Source organism: Granulibacter bethesdensis (genome assembly GCF_001889545.1).
In the GTDB taxonomy this organism is placed as follows: Bacteria; Pseudomonadota; Alphaproteobacteria; order Acetobacterales; family Acetobacteraceae; genus Granulibacter; species Granulibacter bethesdensis_B.
Genome location: NZ_CP018194.1, coordinates 1,861,304 through 1,879,512, shown reverse-complemented (window position 1 = coordinate 1,879,512; position 18,209 = coordinate 1,861,304). Strand labels below are relative to the sequence as shown.

Annotated in this window: 12 protein-coding genes; 4 read left to right on the top strand and 8 right to left on the bottom strand. The window is 58.3% G+C overall.

The window, feature by feature from the left end:
- Positions 1-34: 34 nt before the first annotated feature.
- Positions 35-4,087, top strand: a complete 4,053-nt coding sequence (locus tag GbCGDNIH8_RS08500; protein WP_081368926.1) for an AIDA repeat-containing protein — start codon at positions 35-37, stop codon at positions 4,085-4,087.
- A 259-nt stretch (positions 4,088-4,346) separates the two neighbouring features.
- Positions 4,347-7,409 (top strand): AIDA repeat-containing protein, encoded by a 3,063-nt coding sequence (locus tag GbCGDNIH8_RS08495; RefSeq protein WP_072572870.1) that lies wholly within the window; start codon positions 4,347-4,349, stop codon positions 7,407-7,409.
- 71 nt (positions 7,410-7,480) lie between these two features.
- Here GbCGDNIH8_RS08495 and GbCGDNIH8_RS08490 read toward each other — a convergent pair whose 3' ends face one another.
- Together GbCGDNIH8_RS08490 and purB are read right to left on the bottom strand one after the other, a co-directional pair.
- Positions 7,481-8,206 (bottom strand): NRDE family protein, encoded by a 726-nt coding sequence (locus tag GbCGDNIH8_RS08490; protein ID WP_072572869.1) that lies wholly within the window; start codon positions 8,204-8,206, stop codon positions 7,481-7,483.
- Positions 8,207-8,243: 37 nt separating this feature from the next.
- Entirely contained in the window at positions 8,244-9,575 is a 1,332-nt protein-coding gene (purB, locus tag GbCGDNIH8_RS08485; protein ID WP_072573756.1) for an adenylosuccinate lyase, read from the bottom strand.
- 118 nt (positions 9,576-9,693) lie between these two features.
- Here purB and GbCGDNIH8_RS08480 point away from each other — a divergent pair, with 118 nt between their 5' ends.
- Positions 9,694-10,386 (top strand): YjbE family putative metal transport protein, encoded by a 693-nt coding sequence (locus GbCGDNIH8_RS08480; protein ID WP_072572868.1) that lies wholly within the window; start codon positions 9,694-9,696, stop codon positions 10,384-10,386.
- 25 nt (positions 10,387-10,411) lie between these two features.
- Here GbCGDNIH8_RS08480 and GbCGDNIH8_RS08475 read toward each other — a convergent pair whose 3' ends face one another.
- The 6 genes from GbCGDNIH8_RS08475 to GbCGDNIH8_RS08450 form a co-directional block, all read right to left on the bottom strand.
- Entirely contained in the window at positions 10,412-11,977 is a 1,566-nt protein-coding gene (locus GbCGDNIH8_RS08475) for a sensor histidine kinase (protein ID WP_157692605.1), read from the bottom strand.
- Between the two features lie 23 nt (positions 11,978-12,000).
- Positions 12,001-12,702 carry a response regulator transcription factor gene (locus tag GbCGDNIH8_RS08470; RefSeq protein WP_253735995.1) on the bottom strand — a complete coding sequence of 234 codons (702 nt, stop codon included), beginning with the start codon at positions 12,700-12,702 and terminating at the stop codon, positions 12,001-12,003.
- 101 nt (positions 12,703-12,803) lie between these two features.
- Positions 12,804-13,619 carry a RadC family protein gene (gene radC / locus GbCGDNIH8_RS08465; protein WP_072572865.1) on the bottom strand — a complete coding sequence of 272 codons (816 nt, stop codon included), beginning with the start codon at positions 13,617-13,619 and terminating at the stop codon, positions 12,804-12,806.
- 32 nt (positions 13,620-13,651) lie between these two features.
- Positions 13,652-14,455, bottom strand: coding sequence for a type I methionyl aminopeptidase (gene map / locus GbCGDNIH8_RS08460; protein ID WP_072572864.1), 804 nt, complete (start codon positions 14,453-14,455; stop codon positions 13,652-13,654).
- 130 nt (positions 14,456-14,585) lie between these two features.
- Complete coding sequence (locus tag GbCGDNIH8_RS08455; RefSeq protein WP_072572863.1) at positions 14,586-15,899, bottom strand: NAD(P)/FAD-dependent oxidoreductase; 1,314 nt, start codon at positions 15,897-15,899, stop codon at positions 14,586-14,588.
- A 186-nt stretch (positions 15,900-16,085) separates the two neighbouring features.
- Positions 16,086-17,375: a D-alanyl-D-alanine carboxypeptidase family protein gene (locus GbCGDNIH8_RS08450; protein ID WP_172822934.1), complete on the bottom strand. Its 1,290-nt coding sequence runs from the start codon at positions 17,373-17,375 to the stop codon at positions 16,086-16,088.
- A 458-nt stretch (positions 17,376-17,833) separates the two neighbouring features.
- Between GbCGDNIH8_RS08450 and GbCGDNIH8_RS08445 the strand changes: the two genes are divergently transcribed.
- On the top strand, positions 17,834-18,175 hold the full coding sequence (locus GbCGDNIH8_RS08445; protein ID WP_072572862.1) for a phasin family protein: 342 nt from the start codon (positions 17,834-17,836) through the stop codon (positions 18,173-18,175).
- Positions 18,176-18,209: the final 34 nt, after the last annotated feature.

The window sequence follows — 18,209 nt, the reverse complement described above, 5'->3', positions numbered from 1 at the left end:
ATATTAATTATTCTAAAAATCAAAGGTTAGTTTTATGGCTAATGGAACTATTGTTATTTCTTCTGGTGTTACTTCAAGTGGATATGTAATTGTTTCTGGTGGTACCTATATCAGGGCAGATGTTTATGGTATTGCTGTTTCAGCGCAGATATTGAGTGGCGGTTCCCAGACTGTTTCTTCTGGTGGTATAGCCATTGGGACTATGGTTTCTGGCGGTCAGCAGACTATTGTTATGGGTGCTGTAGCGAATGGCGCCAATCTTGTCAGTGCAGGCCCCGGGTATTTCGGACAGCAGTTTGTCATATACGGTGGTGTAGCGAACGGCACCCGGATCGGTGCGGGAGGACTGGAGTATATTCTTGATAGTAGTGTAGTAAATGGCGCGACAGTCAGTTCTGGCGGCTGGCAGTTTGTTTCCGCTGGCGGTTTAGCGACTGACACGATGGTCAGTTCTGGTGGGTTACAGACTGTATCCACTGGTGGTATAGCGAGTCGCACGCTGCTCACTTCTAGTGGCTATCAGAATGTATCCTCTGGCGGCGTAGCGATAGGCACGCAGATCAGTTCTGGTGGCTTGCAGACTGTATCCTCTGGCGGCGTAGCGAGTGGTACGCAGATCAGTGCTGGTGGCCAACAGTATGTTCGGCCTGGCGGCGTAGCGAGTGGCACGCAGATCAGTTCTGGGGGCCAGCAGTATGTATTCTCTGGCGTAGCGAGTGGCACGCAGATCAGTTCTGGGGGGCAGCAGCTTGTATCCTCTGGCGGCGTAGCGAGCGGCACACAGATCAGTTCTGGTGGCAGGCAAGATGTATCCTCTGGCGGTGCAGCGAGTGGTACGCAGATCAGTTTTGGTGGTAATCAGTATGTTGACACTGGCGGCGTAGCGAGTGACACGCAGATCAGTTCTGGTGGTAACCAGTATGTTGACATTGGCGGCGTAGCGATCGGCACGCAGATCAGTTCTGGTGGCAAACAGGTTGTTTGGTCTGGCGGTTTAGCGAGCGGTACGCACATCAGTGCTGGTGGCACCGAGTCTGTTTCTTCTGGTGGTTCTGCAACGTCTGCGACGGTGAGCTCTGGCGGCAGCCTGGTTCTGAACGGTGGTTCTGTAGTCAGCGGTATTGTTTACTCTGCTGGTGCGCAGCAGGTTCTGGTGAGTGGCGCGTCTACAAATGCCGTGTCGTTTCTCAGTGCGGTTTCCCAGACCCTGTCTTCCGGAGGCACGGCCATCGGAACGGTTCTCGCCTCTGGTGCGGTGCAGGGTGTATCCTCTGGCGGCGTAGCGAGCGGTACAGTCGTCAGTTTGGGTGGCCAGCAGGATGTTGTGTTTGGCGGCGTAGCGAGCAGCACGCAGATCAGTTCTGGTGGCATCGAGTCTGTTCTGTCTGGTGGTTCTGCGACGTCTGCGACGGTGAGCTCTGGCGGCAGTCTGGTTCTGAATGGTGGGGCTGTTGTCAGCGGTATTGTTTACTCTGCCGGTGCCCAGCAGGTTCTGGTGAATGGTGCGTCTGTAAGTGGCGTGTCGTTTCTGAGTGCGGTTTCCCAGACCCTGTCTTCCGGAGGCACGGCAACGGCCACGGTTCTCGCTTCTGGGGCGTTGCAGCTCGTCTCCTCTGGCGGTGTCGCGAGTGGCACGGTCATCAGCAATGGTGGCTTGCAGGCTGTTTCGTCAGGCGGTTCTGTCCTGTCGGCGAGTGTGAACAGCGGCGGCAGCCAGATTATCAGTGCGGGAGGGAGTGCACTCGGCACAGTCATCCGTCTTGGCGGTAATGTATCCCTTCTCAGTGGCGGCGTGGCGCAGTCTGCTGTTTTGTCAGGTGGGAACTTCACTGTTTCTTCCGGCGCCAGCGTATCAGGTGTTGATATCGAGAATCAGGCCAGCGACCTGATTGTTTCTTCGGGTGGTTCCGCGATTGGCACGCTGCTGAACAATGGCAGGACGGTGGTGCAGTCTGGTGGATCGGTATCAGGCACCCGCATAACCACCAATGGTGATCTGTATCTGAGCGGCGGCACGGCCAGCGACACTGTGCTGATCGGCGGCAATGCATTGATCAGCAGTGGAGGCATTGCATCCGGCACGGTGCTGTCGGGCGGGATGGAAAATATCTATTCGGGCGGTGTCGCGATTGGCACGGTTGTCAGTTCCGGCAGCGAGTTCGTGGATGCGGGCGGTGTGGCGAGTGGTACCCAGTTGCTTGGGACACTTCAGACATTGTCCGGGGTTGCGTATAGTGCGCAGGTAATCGGTAGCGGTGCGTTGCAAAGCATCCAGTCCGGCGGCGTTGCTAGTGGGACTGTTGTGACCTCTGGTGGTGGCCAGCAGATCTTTGCCGGCGGCGTTGCGTTGAATGACGTGATTGCCGGTAGCGGGACGGTCACTGTCAATAGCGGTGGTGTGCTCAGTGGCTCGTTGACTTTCTCGGGTGTTGGCAGTGGGACGCTCGTCATCGGAGACAACAGCGCGGTCGTCTCTGGCGCTGTGATCAGCGGTTTCCAGAGCGACGATGAGATTGATCTGACCGGTCTCGGCTATGACAGCCAGACCTATGTGACACAATCCGGCAGCACTACCAGCGTTGTGACGGGGAATGGCAGCTACAGTCTGAACTTTGCGAGTGACGGGCCTGGCAATCGTGTATTCCTTGCGCGGCAGGGTTCGAATGGTTCCACTGTGCTGTATGCAGCGGGAGGCATTCTGCCAGCACAGAGCATGTCTCTTGGTGGCACGGCCTCCAGTGTGACGGCTAAGTTTGGCTTTGATTCTGCATATGCGGGAAGCTATGCGAATCTTGGTTCTGGTGAAGTCAGCACGGATGGCAAGACCTACAGCGTGACGGGGACGTCCGCCGAGGTTTCCACGGCGTTGCAGAACCTGGTGTTCCAGCCGAGCGGTGGCGGTTCTGCGAGTTCGGTCAGTCTGTCTCTGTCAAACGAGGCAGCTCCGATCGTGCTGCAACTGGACACGACGCTGAACCAGTATCTGGCAGGTGGTGCAGCGGCTGACACGATCATTGGCGGTTCTGGCCATGATACTCTGGCGAGTGGTTCCGGTGGTGGCGTGCTGCAGGCTGTTGGCAGTGGTGACCTGCTGATCGGTGGCAGAGGCTCGACCGTGTTCCATGATGGAGAGGGTTCTGCAACCATCTTCGGCGGTCGTGGTCAGGATACAATCCACGCTACTGCCGGTCATGATCTGATCCTGACAGGGACTGGCGGTTCGACCGTCATGCTGAGTGGCCAGGGGAACTCTCTGTGGAGCTATGGCGCGGATAATGTCGCGGTTGGAGCCGGCGCGAATACCGTGATTGGTGCGGCTGGCTCGAACGCGACGATTTCTGGCGGGTCTTCCGGTGTGATGTTCATTGGGGCAGGCGGCGCGAGCACCATTATGGGTGGGGATGGTGCCTCGACCCTGTTTGGCACGGCGGGTAACCTGACTTACGCGGCGGGCAATGGGGGCGGGTTTATCGTGACGGGCGCCGGCAGCACGTCCAACCTGTTTGGAGGTTCGGCTGGTGGGCTGCTTGCCTTTGGTCAGAGCGGAGCGACGCTGTTCTACACGGGGGGCGGAGGCGCTGACACGATCCAGGGCGGCAATGGCAGCATCATGGTGAATAACGGCGTCAACGGCACGTATTTTGGTGGGACGGCTGGTTTGAACCAGATCTCTGTTGCCGGGCACAGTCTGGCGTTTGGTGGTGGGAATGGCGATGTTCTGACCGCGACAGGGAGTGGGAATGTGTTGCAGGCCGCCGGCGGCAACACGACGCTGAATGGCGGTGGTGCTGACGGCACTGTGATGTTCGCGGGGACTGGCGATGATCTGATGATCGGGAGCACGAATAGCGCGTCAGTTGATATCTTTGCCTTTGCCAATGGTCAGGCCGGAGGCTCTGACACGATCAGTGGTTTCACGGCTGGTACGGATCACCTGGTCCTGAATGGTTTCTCTGGTGAACAGGTTGATGCGTCCTACGCGACGAAGAGTGTGGACGGGTCCGGCAACATGCACTTCACATTGACGGATAACACGCAGATCACGCTGGTCGGCGTTTCCGCACTCAGCCGGAACCAGTTCGGATAAGAATAGCCTAAAACGATTTATTGGTAGAAAAGGGGAAACGGGAGAAGTCCGTTTCCCCTTTTTTATCTGAGAGGTGCCAGACCATGCCCTGAACTGGCAGGAAGAAAGTGTTGAAATTTGTTATTTATTAAAAATATACATTTGTATATTTTCTTTCTAAATATATAAATCTTGTGATAAAATAAAAAAGTTTAAATTTTAATATAAAAGTAAGAATTTCTATTAATTTCAATATTAATATATTTAGAAGGATAAATAAATGTCCGTTATTGATATTGCTTCTGGCATGACATCGACAGGTCTCATTCTGGGTGTCCCTGGTGGGCAATATGATTCTGCTACGGTGGAGGGCACCGTTATCAGCAGCATCGTTAGGAGTGCTGGTCTAATCGTTGTTTCAGAGGGGGGGAGTGCGAGCAGCACCGTGATCAGCACGGGCGGTGCCTTGACAATCAGCAATGGCGGCACGGCCACTGACACAGTCATCAGGACCGGTGGGACCCAGACTGTTTATGCCGGTGGAACGGATAGTGGGGCGACAGTCAGCAATGGCGGTACCCAGATTATTTCATCTGGTGGCACAGTCAGTGACACGGCGCTGAAATCCGGCGGTATTCAGATTGTATATGCAGCCGGCAGCGCCATGAACGTAACGGTCAGCCGGGGGGCAACGCAGTTCGTGTCGTCTGGTGGAGAAACCATCAGCACGGATATCGAAAACGGTGGAATCCAGACGATTTATGATGGCGGCCTTGATGATGGCGTTATGGTCAGCAGTGGTGCCATCCAGAATGTTTCGTCCGGCGGGATGGCGGTCAGCGGAATTATTACTGGTATCCAGAATATTTTTTATGGTGGTAATACCAGCAGCATGGGACTGACCACCGGCAGTATCCAGAATATTTCTTCCGGTGGCAGGGCTTCCAACATTCTGGTGGCAGGTACGCAGAATGTTTATGCGGGCGGCAGTTCCATCAATGCTTCCGTCAATGGTATTCAGAATGTTTATTCCGGTAGTATTGTCAGCAATGTGCTGATTACGTATGGCGGCAGCCAGAACATCTATGACGGTGCCGTGCTTGTAGGGGCTGCAGTCAATTATAATGCAAACCAGAATGTCCTGTCTGGAGGAAACGCTGTAAGCGCAATCATCAGCGGAGGCACCCAGACCATCCTGTCTGCAGGTTCTGTGACCAGCGCGACAGTTTTCAGCGGTGGAACACAGTTCGTTTCCTCTGGTGGAAATGCCAGTCTCACACAAATCAGTGCAAACGGGCTACAGGCAGTTTTGTCAGGCGGTTCTGTTATCAGCACGACGGTTGCGGGCGGTGGAACGCAGTCTGTGTCAGGTGGGGGCATTGCAAGTTTGACGGTGATCAGTTCCGGCGGTTTACAGGCTGTTGTGTCGGGTGGATCAGTCATCAGCACGATGCTTGCTGCTTCCGGAATCCAGACCATATCTTCAGGTGGCACCGCAACAGGCACAATAGTGAGTGCCGATGCTACCCAGATCATCAGCGTAGGTGGTGTTGTCAGCGGCACAATCATCAGTACCGGTGGTATTCAGACTGTGGCTGGCGTTGCGGTGGATGATGTGATTACTGGAAATGGCTCGGCGGTTATCCTGAGGGGAGGAAGCTTGAGTGGCTCATTGACCTTCAGCAGTGCTGGTAGTGGAACATTGCTGATTACCGATTTCCGTTCAGTTGTTTCCGGGGCGGTGATCAGTGGTTTTCAGAGTGGGGATCAGATTGATCTGGACTGGCTTCAGTACAGCAGCAATACCACGGTTACGCAGTCCGGTAATACGGTGACTGTGGCTAACAGCTATGGCCATTATGTGCTCACCTTTGCCAATGCACCGGCACTTCTGACCCAAGCAGATGCGGATGACAGTACTCTTCTATATGTGGCTGATTATAGCCAACTGCCGAAGCAGGTGAGCGTGAGCGGCGCCTCTTCCAGTGGAACCATGACAGCTTCATTTAGATTTAATGAAGCTTATAGAGGGATTTTTTCAAATCTTGGCAGTGGTACGGTCAGTCCTGATGGCAGCACATACACTATTGCTGGTACAACTGCAGAAGTGTTGAGCTCCTTTCAGAATCTTGTGTTCGAGCCTTCATCCAGCAGTTCTGCACCGTCTTTTGTTCAGGTGATGCTGAAAAACGAAATAGCGCCGGTTGTATTGCAGGTGAACACGACGCTGAACCAGTATCTGGCAGGTGGCTCGAAGGCTGACACGATCATTGGCGGTTCCGGCCATGATACTCTGGCGAGTGGTTCCGGTGGTGGTGTGCTGCAGGCTGTTGGCAGTGGTGACCTGCTGATCGGTGGCAGAGGCTCGACCGTGTTCCATGATGGAGAGGGTTCTGCAACCATCTTCGGCGGTCGTGGTCAGGATACAATCCACGCTACTGCCGGTCATGATCTGATCCTGACAGGGACTGGCGGTTCGACCGTCATGCTGAGTGGCCAGGGGAACTCTCTGTGGAGCTATGGCGCGGATAATGTCGCGGTTGGAGCCGGCGCGAATACCGTGATTGGTGCGGCTGGGTCGAACGCGACGATTTCTGGTGGGTCTTCCGGTGTGATGTTCATTGGGGCTGGCGGCGCGAGCACCATTATGGGTGGGGATGGTGCCTCGACCCTGTTTGGCACGGCGGGTAACCTGACTTACGCGGCGGGCAATGGCGGCGGGTTTATCGTGACGGGCGCCGGCAGCACGTCGAACCTGTTTGGAGGTTCGGCTGGTGGGCTGCTTGCCTTTGGTCAGAGCGGAGCGACGCTGTTCTACACGGGGGGCGGAGGCGCTGACACGATCCAGGGCGGCAATGGCAGCATCATGGTGAATAACGGCGTCAACGGCACGTATTTTGGTGGGACGGCTGGTTTGAACCAGATCTCTGTTGCCGGGCACAGTCTGGCGTTTGGTGGTGGGAATGGCGATGTTCTGACCGCGACAGGGAGTGGGAATGTGTTGCAGGCCGCCGGCGGCAACACGACGCTGAATGGCGGTGGTGCTGACGGCACTGTGATGTTCGCGGGGACTGGCGATGATCTGATGATCGGGAGCACGAATAGCGCGTCAGTTGATATCTTTGCCTTTGCCAATGGTCAGGCCGGAGGCTCTGACACGATCACCGGTTTCACGGCGGGTGTTGATCGTCTGATCCTGAACGGGTTCTCTGGTGCACAGGCGGATGCGTCCTATGCGACGAAGAGCGTGGACGGGTCCGGCAACATGCACTTCACATTGACCGATAACACGCAGATCACGCTGGTCGGCGTTTCCGCACTCAGTCGCAGCCAGTTCGGATGAGCGTCTGACTGACGATGCTGTCGAGGCAAAAAGAAGAGGGGAGCCGGAGATAATCTGGCTCCCCCCTTTTTTTATTTTTGTATCTCGATAGCCTTGTATTTCGTTGCATGGGGTGTCGCCGGAGCAAACTGCCATACCGGATCGCCACTGGCTGAAATACCCAGCAGGGAACTGCACACCGTGCCATATCCGTTTTGGGGTGGCAGATAGATGCAACTGTCCCGAGGCTCTTTCTGATCTGTCATGATCGCGGGCCATCTGCCCCAGTCAGGAGGGGAGGGAGGAGCTGTATGCTCGAAAACCGGCAGGAAGCGGGCTGCGCGAGGACTGGGAATGGGAGCAGGATCATGGGCCGTGATCATGCTGACCCCTGCCTTGAGAGGGAGGATGTCCGGTGCGCCGGGCTGGCCGGTGCCGATCAGGCAGAAAGCATGGTGTCGGTCGGCAATCACCAGATGAAAGCCACGCCATGCGCCTGCATCCAGCTCTTCGAGTGCCTGAACGGCTGCTTTTGCGCTGCCATGGTGCAGGGCGAGGAGTGGGAGCTCTCCCCGGCTTCGTCTGCCCGCAAGAGGGCCAAGCGTGCCGGTGCGGTTGAGCACGGCGGCAACCACGCCCTGATCGCTGAGCGCCATCCATGTACCGCCCGCCAAAATATCCAGCCCGCCCGTGATCGCCATATCAGGCCAGTGTCGGGAAGGAGGTAACCAGGGACGGGCCAGCCGCTCATCCCGGTTGGCGGCGATCAGCAGGGGCCAGTTTGTGCCGGGACGGCGAAGAAGGACCAGCGTACACATGCTCGGCCTCCTTCAGCCGTCCCTTGATGCAGCCGGTTCAGCCGAACAGGCGCTCGAACACGGTATCAACATGCTTCAGATGCATGGACGGGTCCATGGCCGCGTCGATCTGCTCGGCGGTGATACGGCCTGCCACTTCAGGATCGGCCAGCAGATTGTCGCGGAAGCTGCGCGCATCAGGCAGGCCGAGCTTGGTCCATGTTGCCATCGCGTTGCGTTGGACAATGCGATACGCATCCTCGCGCAGAATGCCGGCACGGGTGAGGGCCAGCAGAACCTCGCCGCTATGCACCACACCGCCGAGGCTCTCCAGATTGCTGCTCATCTGGTCAGGGTAGACGGTCAGCTTCGCCATCATGCCGGCAAGACGTGCCAGCGCGAAATCCAGAGTGACCGTCGCATCAGGGCCGATCGCGCGCTCCACCGAGGAGTGGCTGATATCCCGCTCATGCCACAGCGCCACGTTTTCCAGCGCCGGAACCGCCGCGGCCCGCACCACACGGGCGAGGCCGGTCAGGTTCTCGCTCAGCACCGGATTCCGCTTGTGCGGCATGGCCGAGGAGCCTTTCTGTCCGGCATGGAAGAATTCCTCTGCCTCCCGCACTTCGCTGCGCTGGAGGTGGCGGACCTCGATCGCCAGCCGCTCGATCCCGCTGGCGATGACCGCCAGCGTGCAGAAGAACGCGGCATGGCGGTCACGGGGGATCACCTGGGTGGAGACCGGCTCCACGCTCAGCCCCAGTTTCTCCGCCACATAGGCTTCGATACGCGGGTCCAGATGGGCGTAGGTGCCGACTGCGCCGCTGATCGCGCAGGTGGCGATTTCCGCGCGGGCCTGCTCCAGCCGCTTCCGGTTGCGGGCGAATTCGGCATAATGTCCGGCGAGCTTCAGGCCAAAGCTGGTTGGCTCCGCATGGATGCCATGGCTGCGGCCGATGGTGGGGGTGTATTTGAACTCGATCGCCCGCGCTTTCAGGGCCGCCAGAACCTCGTCCAGATCAGCCAGCAGGATGTCGGCCGCCTGAGTCATCTGCACAGACAGGCAGGTGTCCAGAACGTCGCTGGAGGTCATGCCCTGATGCACAAAGCGGCTGTCAGGGCCGATCCCTTCGGCCAGCCAGGTGAGGAAGGCGATCACGTCATGGCGTGTTTCGGCCTCGATCGCATCGATCCGGTCCAGATCAGCCTGGGTGATGGTGGCGACCTTGGCATTGCCGCGCTCACGAATGGTGCGGGCGGCTTCTTCCGGGATCATGCCGGTCTGTGCCATGGCCTCGGCGGCCAGTGCCTCGATCTCGAACCAGATACGGTAACGGTTTTCCGGCGCCCAGATGGCGGCCATGATAGGGCGGGTATAGCGGGGAACCATGATCGGGATCTCATCTTCCAAAGCGGGCGGAGAGGAAGGTAGAAACCCGCCTGCACCGTTTTGGCAACCCCCTGTCGCGTTGGTGGGGGAACAGGCCGGGCCTTCAACCCGGTAGAGGATGGAAAAGATGATGGACTCCCTCTTCCCGGACGGGCTGGTTTTCAGTCCTGCGGTGATCAAGTTTTTTCAGGTCGTGTTCATTGATGTGGCTCTGGCGGGTGATAATGCACTGCTGGTGGGGCTGGCTGTGGCCGGGCTGCCGGCGGGGCAGCGGCGCAAAGCGGTGTTCTGGGGTATTGCCATTGCAACCGGTATCCGCGTTGCGGCTGGTTTGCTGGCGCTGCAACTTCTGGAAATTATCGGCCTGACGCTTGCTGGTGGCTTGCTGCTGCTATGGGTCTGCTGGCGCATGTATAGGGAATTGCGCCGTCAGGAACCGCATCTTGAGGCCTCTCCTCCGACCAAAACCATGCGACAGGCGATGACGCAGATTGTGCTGGCCGATCTGTCCATGAGCCTCGACAATGTTCTGGCCGTGGCCGGTGCGGCCGAGGGGCACCCTTATATTCTGATGGCGGGGCTGGTACTGTCGGTGCTGCTGATGGGGGTGGTGGCCAATGCGCTGGCGAATCTGCTGTCCCGTTATCGCTGGATTGCGTGGGTCGGATTGGCGGTGGTGCTGTATGTCGCGCTGAAAATGATCTGGGATGGTGTGCAGGAATTCAGCGATACCAAGCCGGACGTGCCACTCTGGGTACCGATGTGGCTGCGTCACGGGATCGGTCAGTTGCACCAGCTGGTGGCGGGATAAGACGGAACTCTGGTCATATGCCGGCTTACTGTGGCGCGAGCGGGGGCTGTGTCGGGTTTTTATCATGAGAGCGGGGAAAGGCTGATGAGCTTCCGCGCGGTTCTTCCTCACGGTTGGAGGCGCCATTGTAAAGCACGGATTCCCGCGGGCAGCGTAGCGTGGCGATGCAGCCGGTCGGCATGTCATGGGTGCGCCTGTGGTGGCTTGTGTCGTTACGATCCGCCAGTGTGAAGCTGAAGCCGTGCAGGGAGGCTACGGCTGCGACCAGGCTGAGTCCAAGCCCGGTGCCCTCTACATGGCGGCTGCGATCGGATCGATAGAAGCGCTGGGTGACCAGCTTGCGCTCGAAAGGTGAGATGCCGGGGCCGGTATCGCTGACACTGATCAGCATGGCGCCATCATGCGCCAGATACACTTCCACCATGATATCGCCCGGTGCCGGCGTAAACTTGATGGCATTACCGACCAGATTGGCGAGCGCCTCCATCAACAGATCGGCATCGGCATAGATGGCCGGAACAGGGGGCGGCGGGGTAGTAATGCCCAGTGTCAGTCCGGCATCTTCTGCGATGCTGCCATAAAGTGCTTCAAGGTCGGACAGCAGGTCAGGCAGATTGACGGCACTGAAATGGGAGCGCCGCTGGCCCGTCTCTATTTCCGCGATGCGCAACAGGGCCGTAATGATACTCAGCGTGCGATCCGCTCCGTTCAGGGCAAGATCGATGGCGGCATGAGCCGAATCCAGATCCTGTGCTGCGCGGGCCTGTTCCAGCCGCATCCGCACCCGTGTCAGGGGGGTGCGCAAGTCATGAGCGATATTATCGCCCGCACTTTTCAGATCGCGGATCAGATCCTCGATACGGTCCAGCATACCGTTGATGCTGGTAGAGAGCCGGTCGAAATCTCCGTCGCCACCCCGCAGGGACAATCGTTCGCTGAGGTCGCCATTCATGATACGGGCGATGGAGGTATGGAAGTCGCGCACACGATCCAGCGTCTTGGCGCTGATCCATACCGCCACGATCAGCGCCAGTATAACAGCAGGCACCACACCCATCAGCAGGGCGCGCAGCACCACATGCCGCAATTCATCCAACTGTTCGATATTGCGGGCCAGAATCAGAATCCGCCCGTCATGAATACGCAGGGCGACGGCGCGCATTTTTTCGCGCACGCTGTATTCCCCATCCAGACGTAGCAGTTTGATACCATGCGCAACCCCATCTATCGGCAGATGCTTGGGCAGATGCAGCAGATTACCGACAATGCGAGTGCCATCGGCCTCGAAAACACCAACCAGTGTCACCCGGTGCAGGTCGTTGACGACATTGAGATCAACGGCGCGGAGCGTATCCTCCATACGATCCGCGACCAGTTGTCTGGCATCATGCGCCAGCGTCCTGTCTACACGTTCGGTTTCCAGAATGGATGTCTGTACATAAACGAATGAAAACAGGCACAGAATGGCCAGCAGGAATGATCCTCCCAATGCCATGGCCAGCCGGAAGGTGGTGGTGTGGAAGATCTCCCTGATCATTGCGAGGGGGGAGGTGGGGCTGGATGTGCCTGGAGTCCCATGACTGGATGACAAAAGGGCGTGTCCTGCCGGGCGGGTCAGGCGGAGGCTGCGTTGTTGGTCTCGGCAGGGATGCGCAGCATGAAACCGGCACCACGCACGGTATGGATCAGCCCGTCACCGCCAGCTTCGGCCAGCTTGCGACGCAGTTTGCCCATATGCACATCGACCAGATTGGTCTCCGGCAGGAAGCGATAACGCCAGATGTCTTCCAGCAGCATCGCCCGTGTTACCACCTGTTCAGGACGCCGCATCATGTATTCCAGCAGCTTCAGTTCCATGGCCAGCAGATCGACGGTTTTGTCCGCGCAGGAAAGCGTGCGGTTCAGCAGATCCAGCCGCAGCGGACCAGCACGCAGTTGCAGGCTGGCCTGACTGACCGGACGTCGGACCAGCGCCTCGATTCGGGCTATGAGTTCTTCAAGCGAAAAAGGCTTGACGAGATAATCATCGCCGCCGGCACGCAGTCCTTCGATACGATCATCCACCGCGCCAAGCGCGCTCAGGACCAGGGCTGGCGTCTGAATATTCTGTTCCCGCAACCGCCCGATCAGGCTTAATCCGTCCAGTTCAGGCAGCATTCGATCAACAATCATGGCATCGAAGCCGGATTTGGTCGCTGCCTCCAGACCTTGCATGCCTGTGACCGCCAGTTGGGCATCATAATTGCGGGCGAGCAGATTTGATTGAAGGGACGGCCCGACTTCTTCATCATCTTCTATGACCAGTACACGTGTCATGTTGTTTCCCAATGGCTACCGTCTTTCGTCATTAAGAATAGTCTTACTGGATCGGCAATTAAAAGGCGCATTATATTTGAAGACAATAAGCGTGGATATGGTCACAGTAGGCCCTGTTTACGAAAACTGCTCCAGCCATGCCGTCCGATGATGACATGATCATGCAGATCCAGCGACAGAAGACGTCCGGCTTCCCGTAATTCTCTGGTCATACGGATATCCTCGGCGGACGGGGTTGGGTCTCCGCTGGGATGGTTGTGCACCACGATCAGGGCGGTCGCATGCAGTTCCAGTGCACGTTTCACGACTTCCCGTGGATAGACAGGTGCGTGATTGACTGTGCCATGCGCGAGAATTTCATCCGCGATCAACTGGTTGCGATTGTCGAGAAACAGCACGCGGAACTGCTCGTTCTTTTCCCTTGCCAGAGAAGCATTGAGATAGGCGATCAGCCTTTCCCAGTTGTTCAGCACCGGCTGTTCCATGGCATCGGCGCGTAGCAGACGCAGGGATGCGGCCCGCACCAGGGCCAGCGCCGCAGCACCTGCTTCTCCCACGCCCTTGATGGTGGTCAATTCCCTGGGGGATGCACTGATGACGGCTGCAAAACTGCCGAAATGGTTCAGCAGGTCTTTTGCCAGCGGTTTGGTATCGCGGCGGGGAAGCGCCAGAAACAGCAGCATTTCCAGCATTTCGTAATCCGCCAGCGCCTCCGGCCCATGCGTCAGCAGCCGCTGGCGCATTCTGGCACGATGCCCCTCGGTTCCTTTGCCGGGAGGAACGGATGTCACCAGCGCAGAATTGGCCGCAACATCCTCGACAGAGCGCGCGGGGGAGAGAGTTTCGGAAACCGAGGTTTCCTGGCGCAGGATATGTCTGCCCAGCGGGCCAGAAACGTCTCCGACGCCTTTAGCCATTCCGTCGGTTTCCTATTTTCTTATGCGTATCATCAGACCGGATAGGGCCATGCATTGTATCCGGCAGGGGAGAGGGTGAAAATTTCAGCGCCTGTCTCTGTGATGCCGATCATGTGTTCATATTGTGCGGACAGGCTGCGATCCCGTGTGACCGCGGTCCATTCATCGTCCAGAACCTTTACGTCCGGGCGCCCCGCATTCACCATCGGCTCTATGGTGAAAAACATACCGGGTTTCAGCACGGTACCGCTGCCGGGGCGACCGTAATGCAGCACGTTGGGGGCGGCATGAAAGGTACGGCCAATTCCATGACCGCAGAAATCCCGTACGACCGACATGCGCTTGCTTTCCACAAAGCTCTGGATCGCATGACCAATATCGCCCAGTGTTGCTCCGGGTTTTGCTGCTTCGATGCCACGCATCAGGCTTTGATAGGTCACATCCATCAGCACGCGCGCTTTGGTTGCCGGGGTGCCCGCCGCATACATGCGGCTGCTGTCGCCGTGCCAGCCATCCAGAATGACGGTGACATCGATATTGAGGATATCGCCATCGTCCAGTTTTCTCTCTCCGGGAATGCCGTGACAGACGACATGGTTGATGGAGACGCAGATCGATTTCGGGAAACCGCGATAGTTCAACGGTGCCGGAATGGCGCCATGATCGACAATGAAATCATGACACAACTGGTTCAATTTTTCGGTCGTGACGCCGGGGCGGACATGGGGGGTGATGAAATCCAGCGTCTCCGCCGCCAGCCGTCCGGCTGCGCGCATGCCGACAAAATCCTCCGGCCGATGCAGGATGATACGCTTTGAGTCGGACTCACCGTCCATTCAATCCACTCCCCGGCCTCAATGCGGATATTCCGCCAATCTGACCCACTATACCAGCGCGCGGCAATCCCATTGTGACCATGCCGTGTACCGCCTGAACCCGGGGCAATAGAAACACCCTGTCCTGACGTCAATGCAGTTTCACGGTTGGTTCCACGCGGGAGGACAGGCTGCGTGCCAGTGTATCCACGATGGTACGCCACCAGCCTGACACGGCCACCTCATGCATCTTGTAGAGCGAACGATACATCAATCGGGCAAAATAGCCCTCGATAAACATGTTCTTGCCGACCAGAGAGCCCATCAGATTACCAACCGTGCTGTAGCGTCCCAGCGAGACCAGAGAGCCGAAATCCCGGTAATGATAGGGTTTGAGCGCCTCTCCGGCCATGCGGCGTTTGATCTGCCCGACCATGTGACTGGCCTGCTGATGGGCTGCCTGAGCACGCGGTGGCACCAGACGCCCGGTTTCATCCAGCGGGCAGGCGGCACAGTCGCCGAAGGAGAAGATGTTCGGATCACGGGTGGTCTGGAGCGTCTGTTCGACCACCAACTGGTTGGCGCGATTGGTTTCCAGCCCGTCAATGTCGCGCAGGAAATCCGGGGCCTTGACTCCGGCTGACCACACGACCAGCTCAGCCGGCAGGAATGTGCCGGACGAAAGCTGCACCCCGTCTTCCCGTACTTCAGCCACGCGGCAGTTGGTCATGACCTCAACCCCCAGCCCTTTCAGCAGCTCTTCGGTCGCGGCCGACATACGCTCCGGCAGGGCAGGCAGGATGCGTGACGCTGCTTCTATCAGCATGATGCGCATGTCACGCTGCGGATCGATCCGGTCGAGACCATATGCCACCATCTGGCGGGCGGTACTATGCAGCTCGGCGGCCAGTTCGCTGCCGGTTGCGCCCGCGCCGATAATGGCGACATGAAGCTGACCGGGGCGCAGCGGTCCATCCTGAGACTGCGCACGGATACATGCATTCAACAAACGACGATTGAAACGGACGGCCTCGGTCGGGGTATCCAGCGGGACAGCATACTGAGCCGCCCCCGGCGTGCCAAAATCATTGGTCACGCTGCCAAGGCAGATGACCAGCGTGTCATAGGGGATGGAGCGCGGGGCCGTGATCTGCCGCCCTTCCTCATCCCGCATTTCACCCAGATGAACCAGTTGCGCCTGCCGGTCCAGCCCGATCATTTCCCCAAGCCGGAAGTCGAAATGGTTCCATTTTGCCTGCGCCAGATAGTTCACCTGATGCTCGCCCGGGTCCATGCTGCCGGCGGCAATGATGTGCAGCAGGGGCTTCCAGACATGCGCCCGTGCGCGGTCGATCAGCGTCACATGGGCCTTGCCGTGTTTCCCCAGCGTGTTGCCCAGAGCGGTGACGAGTTCAAGTCCACCGGCTCCACCGCCCACCACCACGATCCGATGCGCCTGATTCATGAAATTTTGTATCCTCACGACTTTCGATCGACAGAAATTGACAGGGGACAGGCTGTGCAGACCCTGTCCCGGCAAATGTGCATAAGCAATGGGGCGAAATGGAAAAACATTTCGCCCCTTCCGGGAAGCCGTCCAGGTGGACGGCTGGAACAGATATAGGCCGTCAGCCGGAAAAGTCAGGAGGGCTTAACGGGCTGCCACCTGTGTGTGGCGTGCCTTGGATGATTTGACGGTAGAGGAGACTTTTTGGACCTGCGCCCGCCACAGCTTCTGCCCCTTCACCACCACGGGTGTCACCCGCACCTTGCCGCCATCCTGATGGGCGGCCCCTACCGCGGCACGCTGGGCGGCGGCACGGGTGCTGAAAGCGCCAACCTGCACTACGGAGACGGAGCGGTGCAGTCTGCTGCGTGGCATGGCGGGGGCTTCGGCCACCTCGACCTCCCGCGCGGCCGGAACACGGGTCTGATGACGAGCAACCCGCATCCGTGCGGAAACAGGCATTGCTGAAGCGTGAGCGGAGGAAATGAAGGACGGCGCCCGTGCCTGTGCCACAGCCATACCGTCAGACTGCACGCCTTCCTGTCTGAATCCGGCATTGAGCAGGGCCGTCATATGGCTGTCGCGCTCATATTTGTTGGAGGCGCCGAACACCACGCCGATCAGTCTGACGTCATTACGCAGCGCGGATGTGACCAGATTCAGCCCGGATGCATTGGTATAACCTGTCTTCAGTCCATCCGCACCCGGATAGATGGAGAGCATGCGATCATGGTTCGGGATCACATGGCGGTGAAATACGAAGCTGGGGGTGCTGAAGTAACGATATTCAGACGGGAAATCGAGAATCAGATGACGGGCCAGCACAGCCATATCATGGGCGGTGCTGATCTGTTCCGGATCCGGCAGGCCGGATGCGTTGCGGAATACGGTGCGGGTCATGCCGAGCGCGCGGGCGCGGACGGTCATCATCTGCGCGAACTGCTCTTCGCTACCACCCAGCATTTCACCAACAGCGGCGGCGGCATCATTGGCGGATTTTGTCACCAGCCCGAGAATGGCTTCCTCGACCGTCAGCCTCGTGCCGGGGACCAGCCCAAGCTTGGAGGGTGACATGGAGGCCGCATGATCTGAGACCGGGACCAGATCATCAAGGGAGACCCGGCGATCCCGCAATGCTTCGAACAGCATATACAGCGTCATCATCTTGGTCAGGCTGGCGGGGTGACGCAGTTCATCGGGGCTGGAGGCGGAGAGGACGGCGCCGGTATTGGCGTCGACGACGATGGAGCTGTATCGCTCGGAACCAATCTGGGCGCAGGCCGTGGTGGAGAAGCCGGCCCCTGCGGTGGTGAGGAACGCGGCGCCTGCAGACACATGCAGCCCGCCGATAATGGTGCTGCGCAGGACGATCTTGCCGAACAGGGCGGGAGTGAGGCGGGAGCGCCAGTTTCGGCGGAGAGGAGACACCATCATGACAGGTGTCTCGTCCGCCGCAATGGCCTGGCTTGCCTGTGCTCTGTCAGCTTTTATACGCCCCACGGTCCATCCCCCCCCATGCATTGTTAAACCTAGTCGGCGAGCAAGGCTGCTGTCCAGCGTCGTTTGCCGGGAAAAGCAATATTTCCGGTATGTTAACAGATGATTTGCAGAGCGGTTCTCGGCGTTGCCGGATAACCTCCCGCTGTTGCTGAACTGTCATCATTGAGTCGTCCGGCAGGCTGGCGGAGATGAGGAAGCCTTGTCGTTATTGACTTTTATGGGAGGCAGGACTACCTGACGTTTCGTGTTGCAATGCAACATGACGGCGCATGTCTTATGGCGGTCCGGGAGTGGCGTTTCATGACGCCTGCCGATGCCGGATAGACCAGGCCGTATAGTCTGAACGTCTCCTCCGCTCCCTCCCGGCGCGGGATGAACGGGAATGATACAGCATGATTCCAGGCCCTGACGATCTGATGGCCTTCCATCGCGACAATCTTGATGCTTTGCTTCAGTGCAGTCAGGTCTGGGCCAGCGGGTTCCAGGAACTGTCCCGTCAGTGGCTGGCCAGTGCTCAGGATGGTCTGGAAACGGCCACCAATGCCATGCGCCGTATGGCGGAAACCCGCTCCGTGCAGGATATGATCGAGGTCCAGAACAGCTTCGCCCGCGACGTGATGGAAAAAGCCGTGGTTGATACCAGCCGGTTGGCTGATGCTTCCATGCGGGTGGCGGAGCAGGCTCTGGCCCCTCTGACCGAGCGTGTCTCTGCTGCCGTTGATCGGATGGGGTGAGCGATCCCGCGTCCGGTTGTGCCTGTGTCTGCAG